Here is a 6,086-nt window from a genome sequence, read left to right as displayed (position 1 = left end):
CCGGCATCACGCCAAATCCGGATGTGATGTGCAACCGCGAGATGAAATTCGGCGTCCTCTGGGACTGGGCGCAGGAGCATGGCTTTGAGGCCATCGCCACCGGGCACTACGCTCGAAAACTAGAGGCAAGCGGTGAGCATCCAGCCTCCATCCTGCGCGGCGCAGACCCGAACAAGGACCAGACCTATTTCCTCGCCATGATGCAGCCGCATCAGGTGCGCATCGCGCAGTTTCCCATCGGGCATCTGCTCAAGCCGGAGCTGCGGGAGAAAGCCCGTGAGTTTGGCCTCAAGACGGCGGAGAAAAAGGACAGCCAGGGCATCTGCTTCATCGGGCAGGTGAAGATGGAGGATTTTCTTCGCACCTTCGTGGCAGACCAGCCCGGGCCCATTGTGAATCTGGAAGGGAAGGTGCTGGGTGAGCATCGCGGCCTGCACCTCTACACGCTGGGTCAGCGCAAGGGGCATGGCGTGGCCAGCCCCATCCACAAGCAGGCCTACGTCGTCGTGGCCAAGCGGTCGCAGACCAACGAACTCGTCGTCGCTATTGAGAATTCAGACACGCCGCTGCTCTGGGCGCGCAAGGCAACACTTCACTCCATTTCCAGCACCGGCGCACCTTTGCAGGAGGTGCGCCTGCTGCAGGCCCAGCCGCGCTACCGCTGCCCGGCAGGCGATGCAGTGTTCCGCCCGCTCGGTGATGGCCGGGCAGAACTCGAATATGCAGAGCCGCAGCGCGCCCTCACGCCAGGACAAATCTGTGCCTTGTATGACGGAGACCGTCTGCTCGGTGGTGCGGTGTTTGAAACCATCCAGCACACATGACCCCCACCATCCTCATTCTTGGGGGCGGTTGTTTCGGTCTCACGGCCGCCCTTGAACTCCGCGCCCGTGGCTGGCGAGTGACCTTGATTGATCAAGGCCCGCTGCCTCATCCCGACGCTGCCTCCACGGACATCAGCAAGGTGGTGCGCATGGACTACGCTCAAGATGAGCAGCACACCGCCATGGGCGAGCTCAGCCTCCAGCGCTGGCGCGAGTGGAATGCGAAATGGGGCAAAGACCTCTACCATGAAGTCGGCTTCCTCGTCATGTCGCGTGACTTGATGCAGCCCGGCGGCTTCGAACACGACAGCCGCCAGTTTCTCACCGCACGTGGCCATACACTGCGCCACACCTCGGCTGAGATGCTGCGTGAACTGCACCCGGCATGGAATCACGCCGTCTATCAAGACGGTTATCTCAATCCCATGGGCGGATGGGTGGAAAGCGGGCGCGTCATCGCCCGCCTGGCTGCGGATGCACGTGCTGCCGGAATCACCCTCATCGAAAACGTGCCGCAGCCACACCCGCTGTTTGAGGGCTCACTCTGCACGGGCATTGCTTCCTCTGACGGAAAAAGCTGGCTGGCCGATGCGGTGCTCGTGGCAGCCGGAGCCTGGACACCCACGCTGCTGCCACACCTGCAGGAGGTGATGTGGGCCACCGCTCAGACAGTCTTCCACTTCGAGCCGCAGGACCCGCGCCCCTTCACCCCGCCGCAGTTTCCCGTCTGGGGAGCCGACATCGGCCGGACCGGCTGGTATGGCTTTCCCGCCAATGCTGAGGGCCTCGTCAAAGTGGCCAACCACGGCCCAGGCCGCCGAGTGAATGCCGCAGATCCGCGAACTCTGCCAGCAGGGGAAGAGGTGCGCTACCGCGCCTTCCTCCGCGAAACCTTTCCCACCCTGGCCGATGCCCCGCTGCACTCCACCCGCGTCTGCCTGTACTGCGACACCTTTGACGGAGCCTTCTGGATCGACCACGACCCCGGACATCCCGGCCTGATTATCGCAGCTGGAGATTCCGGCCACGCCTTCAAGTTCACCCCCGTTTTGGGTGAAATCATCGCTGACGTCGTTGAGCGAAAGCCGAACCCATGGGCTCAGCGTTACCGGTGGCGCGAAAAAACTGCCGCCAGTTCTGATGGGGCCCGAGCCTCGGAGTAGGCCACCTTTCTTATGCCGCGCAGGGGTGGGAAGGTTGGCTTACAGCAGTGCGTAAATATCTATTTAACAATAGTTAATAATCATTTATCACTGAATATTTATATAACCCTAGTTGGGCCATCGTGTCTCCAAGCAATCAAAGCGAAGACACAGAGAAACGAATTCAGCGTTTCAAAATGAAACGCCATTACGCAGCGAGAGTAGGGTTAGAACAGCATGGGCTGATCATCGATATCAGCCGCCTTGCTGCGTCTTTTACGCGGTGCAGGCTCTTCAACTGGAGCAACGACAGGGACGCTTTCTGCGGGGGCTTCAGGAGCCGTAGTTGGGATCTCTTCCGGTAGAGTCTCAGGAACAGCGACGGCAACTTCTTCTGTGGGCACTTCAAGAGCAGAGACTGCGATCTCCTCAAAGGGTGCCTCATGGACCATTTCAGGTTCAGCCACAGCCACCTCTTCAGGGGCCGCAGGTGCCGAGACCTGGGGCTCTTCCACCACGCTCTGAGACTCAACAACAACCTCAGCAGGCATCGTGATATTTTCCACGAATTCCGGCTCAATGTTTGCCACATTTTCCTCACTGATAATCAAAGTGGAATCCGCTTTAATTACTTCTTTAACAGGACGAACAGGGGCGGCGCTTTTCTTGACTTTGGGTGCCTTCACAGGCTTTACCGCTAACGGCTCGTCCGTCACTTTTTCTGTCACGGCTGCTTTGCGCAATCTGTGTCTTGCCACCCGCTTCGCAGTCAGAGCTTTGTTCTGAGCCACGGGGCTGTTGTGGCGTTTGAAGTTACGAAAAGAAAGTTTCTCATTCGTTTCAATGAGCCAGCCGGTTTTCTCCAGCGCTGCGGCGAAGCCTTTGCGCCCCACGATCTTGTCGATAAACTCTTTGGTAACGCCCAAATCGTTAGCGTCAATTCGGTTCAGCTCCGCCCAGGACCACAAGCGCACCAGCTTTCCCACGACTGCGTCATCATCCAGGCGCAACTGGGTGGCCAGACTACAAATCTCTGGCTTGTCCGGCGTGCAGATTTCAATTTTGATCCATGGACGTCTCATGCCCGTATTTCATCGGAAGAGTCATATGACGTCAAGGAAACCTTATTAACGTTACATTGGCTCCTTTGTGAATAACTTGAACCACGGCTTGGTCGGACTCCCTGATTGTGCGGTGCATTCAGTCCGTGCCTATTGAGGAAACTTCAGCTCACGCTTCAACTCCTCCAGCAGGGGCAGATCGGGCTCGAGCTCAGCGGCCTTTTGCAGCAGGGCTTTGGCGGCCACCATCTCCTTGCGCTGAAATTTGATCTCCGCCCGCATGCACAGAAGCTGCGCGTCATCGCCGATCACGGCCATGACTTTTTCCATGGCTGCATCCGCCGCCGGGTAGTCTGAGGCGGCCAGCAGCTTGGGCACGAGCAGGAGTTCCAGAACTTGCGGGGTGTCCGGCATGGCAGGCGGGTTTTGCAGGGACTCAAAGTAGAGCCGCTCATATCTGGGATTGGAGAGCGACAGGCGTTGCAACGCCTGGGTACGGGAGAAAAAAACCAGCCTGTTGTCCCGCATGGACTCCGGAGCCTGGTCGCACACGGTCAGCACATCTTCATCCATCCCTTTGATTTTGGCCTTCAGCAGCGAGACCAGGTAGTCGGCATCACTTTTCTTCAGGTTCCACTTTTCCAGCCACTTGGATTCATGCTGCGGCTTTTGCGAGATCAGCAGAGGGACCATGGCGTAGCTGACATCCTCTGTGCGGCGGGTTCCTTTCACGTAGTCATAGAGATCGACAATCCTGAACTGCTCTCCGGCTGGCTGCAAAAGCACATCCATGTACGCAAACTGCTGGATCCCGTAACTCATGCGCAGGGTGACAGCCGGAAATCCCGCCCGCGTACAAACCCGAAGAAAGCGGGCCGACTGCCCTGTCTCCTTGGCGAGAAAGCCCCCGGCCTTGGCCGTGACCGCAAACTTCGTCGCGCGATCCAGCTGGCGGCGCATTTCCCAGTCATCGATTCCCTCCACGGTAAGCGCCACGATGGCGTCGTAATCATGCAGCCGCGAAATCTCCTCCCCCTGATTTTCACTGAGCATGCGGGCGATTTCCCGCCCCCAGATCGGCAGATATGCCTCCTGCTGCGGCGTCAGATGGACCGCCCTGTCAACGGGTGCAGTGGCGGCCTCCTTTTTGGGTTCAGCCTTCCCGGCCCAGATGCGGAAGACCAGCACACCCGTCAGCACCACCAGCAGAAGCAGCAACCCTGCTCTAACCATAATTCGTGCTTTGTGGTTGGTCGTGCGTTCAGGTGCCTGATGGCTCATTTCTTAAGACTGGAACCATCCTGCCGCCTTGGCAATCATAGAATGCCCCCAGCCCCCCCCGCCGGGAAGGGGAGGCTGCGCTCATCTCTGCCGGAGGGCGTTCACCCGGCAGAGACGGTTTCAACCGCTCTACTTAGCCCCCTCACTCATGAAGGCCTGAGCACGCTTCATCAGTTCATCCGGCGGCACGTCTTCGAGGTGCTGGCTGAAGCTCCAGCGATATCCGAAGGGATCGCGGAGCATCGCGGTGCGTTTGCCCCAGAACTGATCTCGGGAAGGTGTCAGCGGGGACCCGCCAGCGGCGAGGGCGCGGGCGAAGGCTTGGTCACAGTCATCGACCTGGATCGTGAATACGCAGGGTGCCAGACCACCCTCGGGGATGGCGAAGGCGTGCCCCGGCGGGAATTCATCGGAGATGTTGATGTGCGTGGTGCCGATCATGAACTCGGCATGCGGCACGAGGCCGGGGGCGGGCGAGAGACGATAAAGCTCCACGGCACCGAAGGCCCGGGCGTAGAAATCGAGTGCAGCGGCGGCACTTTTGCAGGTGAGGGAGAAGCAGACGGTGGGTTCGTTGGTTTGGCTCATGGGTGGTATTTCGGTGGGTTGTGAATGTGGATCGCTATCTTTTGCGATCATGCGCCATCCATCGCACCGCCCCCTGACAGCCTTATGTCAGGGGTGTTTTCACCCGTGACGATTTTTTCGGCTGATGGTGCTCCGCAGTGGCGAGGGCCAGCTCGGTCACCTTCACCCGCAGAACTTCGGGAGAGAGAATCTCGGCATCGGTTCCCATGCTCAACAACCAGCGGGCGACGTAGTCGAATCCTTCGGGGCGGAAGGCAAAGCGGACACGCACGTGGTTGCCCGTGGTTTCCTCCTCGATGATCGTGGGTCCCCAGAAGCGGCGGACACTTTCGATGAGCCTGTCCGGAACTTCGATGACCGCGAATTCACTGCGTTCCGGCATCATGCATTTCGCGATATGCTGATTGAGATTGAAATCCGGGTGTGGTGGGATCGGCTCAGGCAGAGTCTCACAGCGGACAATGCGATCCACGCGAAAATCCCGCATATCTCCGCGCAACCGGCACCAGGCGATGAGGTGCCAATGGTCGAGGTAAAAGACCAGTCCCCGAGGCTCCACTTGTCGCTCGGTGGGCTCGCCACGTGCGGCACCCAGGTAGTTGAGCCGCAGCACACAGCCCTCGGCCATGGCCCGCTGGACGGTGCTCAAAGGCACGCTGCCCTTGGTCGGAGACCGCCCTCCGATCACCATGGTTTTGCGCAGACGGTCCACACGGCCTTGCAGGCCCGGCGGCAGGACGGCCGTCACCTTGCCCATGGCGGAGCGGATCGCATCGCGCATGGAGGCATCCGTCATGCGTTCGACCAGCAGCCCGCCGGTGACGAAGGCAAAGGCTTCCTCCGGCGAGAACATCACCGGCGGCAGGCAGTAGCCGCTCATCAAACTGTAGCCCACACCGGGCTCCCCCACGATGGGGACGCCGCCTTCACCCAGTGCCGCGAGATCGCGATACACGGTGCGCTCCGTGATCTCGAAATGTTCCGCCAACTGCGCAGCGGTGATGACCCGGCGCGATTGCAGCAGCATCACCATGGAGACGAGGCGGTCGGTGCGGTTCATGCCTCACCTCCGATGTCGGGATACTGCTCCGCAAAGGGCAGCCAGGTGTCGCGCTTCAAGTTTGGTGCGTTCGAGCGGGTGATATTCAGCGTCACCTGGAGTTCCACCAGAGCGCTGTCCACCTTGCTCT

Annotated in this window: 6 protein-coding genes; 2 read left to right on the top strand and 4 right to left on the bottom strand. The window is 59.8% G+C overall.

The window, feature by feature from the left end:
- Window positions 1–824, top strand: an 824-nt coding sequence (gene mnmA / locus ACIREA_RS24480) for a tRNA 2-thiouridine(34) synthase MnmA (protein WP_397384961.1), incomplete at its 5' end; no start/stop codon positions are given.
- Entirely contained in the window at window positions 821–1,987 is a 1,167-nt protein-coding gene (locus ACIREA_RS24475) for an NAD(P)/FAD-dependent oxidoreductase (protein WP_397384960.1), read from the top strand. The genes mnmA and ACIREA_RS24475, both read left to right, overlap by 4 nt.
- Window positions 1,988–2,193: 206 nt before the next feature.
- Here the strand turns inward: ACIREA_RS24475 and ACIREA_RS24470 are convergent, their stop codons facing one another.
- The 4 genes from ACIREA_RS24470 to ACIREA_RS24455 all read right to left on the bottom strand — a co-directional run bounded on the left by ACIREA_RS24470 (window position 2,194) and on the right by ACIREA_RS24455 (window position 5,956).
- On the bottom strand, window positions 2,194–3,048 hold the full coding sequence (locus tag ACIREA_RS24470) for a hypothetical protein (RefSeq protein WP_397384959.1): 855 nt from the start codon (window positions 3,046–3,048) through the stop codon (window positions 2,194–2,196).
- Between the two features lie 129 nt (window positions 3,049–3,177).
- Window positions 3,178–4,245, bottom strand: coding sequence for a hypothetical protein (locus ACIREA_RS24465; RefSeq protein WP_397384958.1), 1,068 nt, complete (start codon window positions 4,243–4,245; stop codon window positions 3,178–3,180).
- A gap of 192 nt (window positions 4,246–4,437) precedes the next feature.
- Window positions 4,438–4,896: a VOC family protein gene (locus ACIREA_RS24460; protein ID WP_397384957.1), complete on the bottom strand. Its 459-nt coding sequence runs from the start codon at window positions 4,894–4,896 to the stop codon at window positions 4,438–4,440.
- 82 nt (window positions 4,897–4,978) lie between these two features.
- Window positions 4,979–5,956 (bottom strand): helix-turn-helix transcriptional regulator, encoded by a 978-nt coding sequence (locus ACIREA_RS24455; RefSeq protein WP_397384956.1) that lies wholly within the window; start codon window positions 5,954–5,956, stop codon window positions 4,979–4,981.
- Window positions 5,957–6,086 lie beyond the last annotated feature (130 nt).

Source organism: Prosthecobacter sp. (assembly GCF_044373815.1).
Lineage (GTDB): Bacteria > Verrucomicrobiota > Verrucomicrobiia > Verrucomicrobiales > Verrucomicrobiaceae > Prosthecobacter.
Note: the sequence above shows the minus strand (reverse complement) of the source record. Positions and strands in the feature narration are given on the sequence as shown.

Excerpts from the sequence above, each read along its gene's own strand:
- ACIREA_RS24475 (WP_397384960.1), top strand. The coding sequence starts at position 821 with ATGACCCCCACCATCCTCATTCTTGGGGGCGGTTGTTTCGGTCTCACG.
- ACIREA_RS24460 (WP_397384957.1), bottom strand. The coding sequence starts at position 4,896 with ATGAGCCAAACCAACGAACCCACCGTCTGCTTCTCCCTCACCTGCAAA.
- ACIREA_RS24470 (WP_397384959.1), bottom strand. The coding sequence starts at position 3,048 with ATGAGACGTCCATGGATCAAAATTGAAATCTGCACGCCGGACAAGCCA.
- ACIREA_RS24455 (WP_397384956.1), bottom strand. The coding sequence starts at position 5,956 with ATGAACCGCACCGACCGCCTCGTCTCCATGGTGATGCTGCTGCAATCG.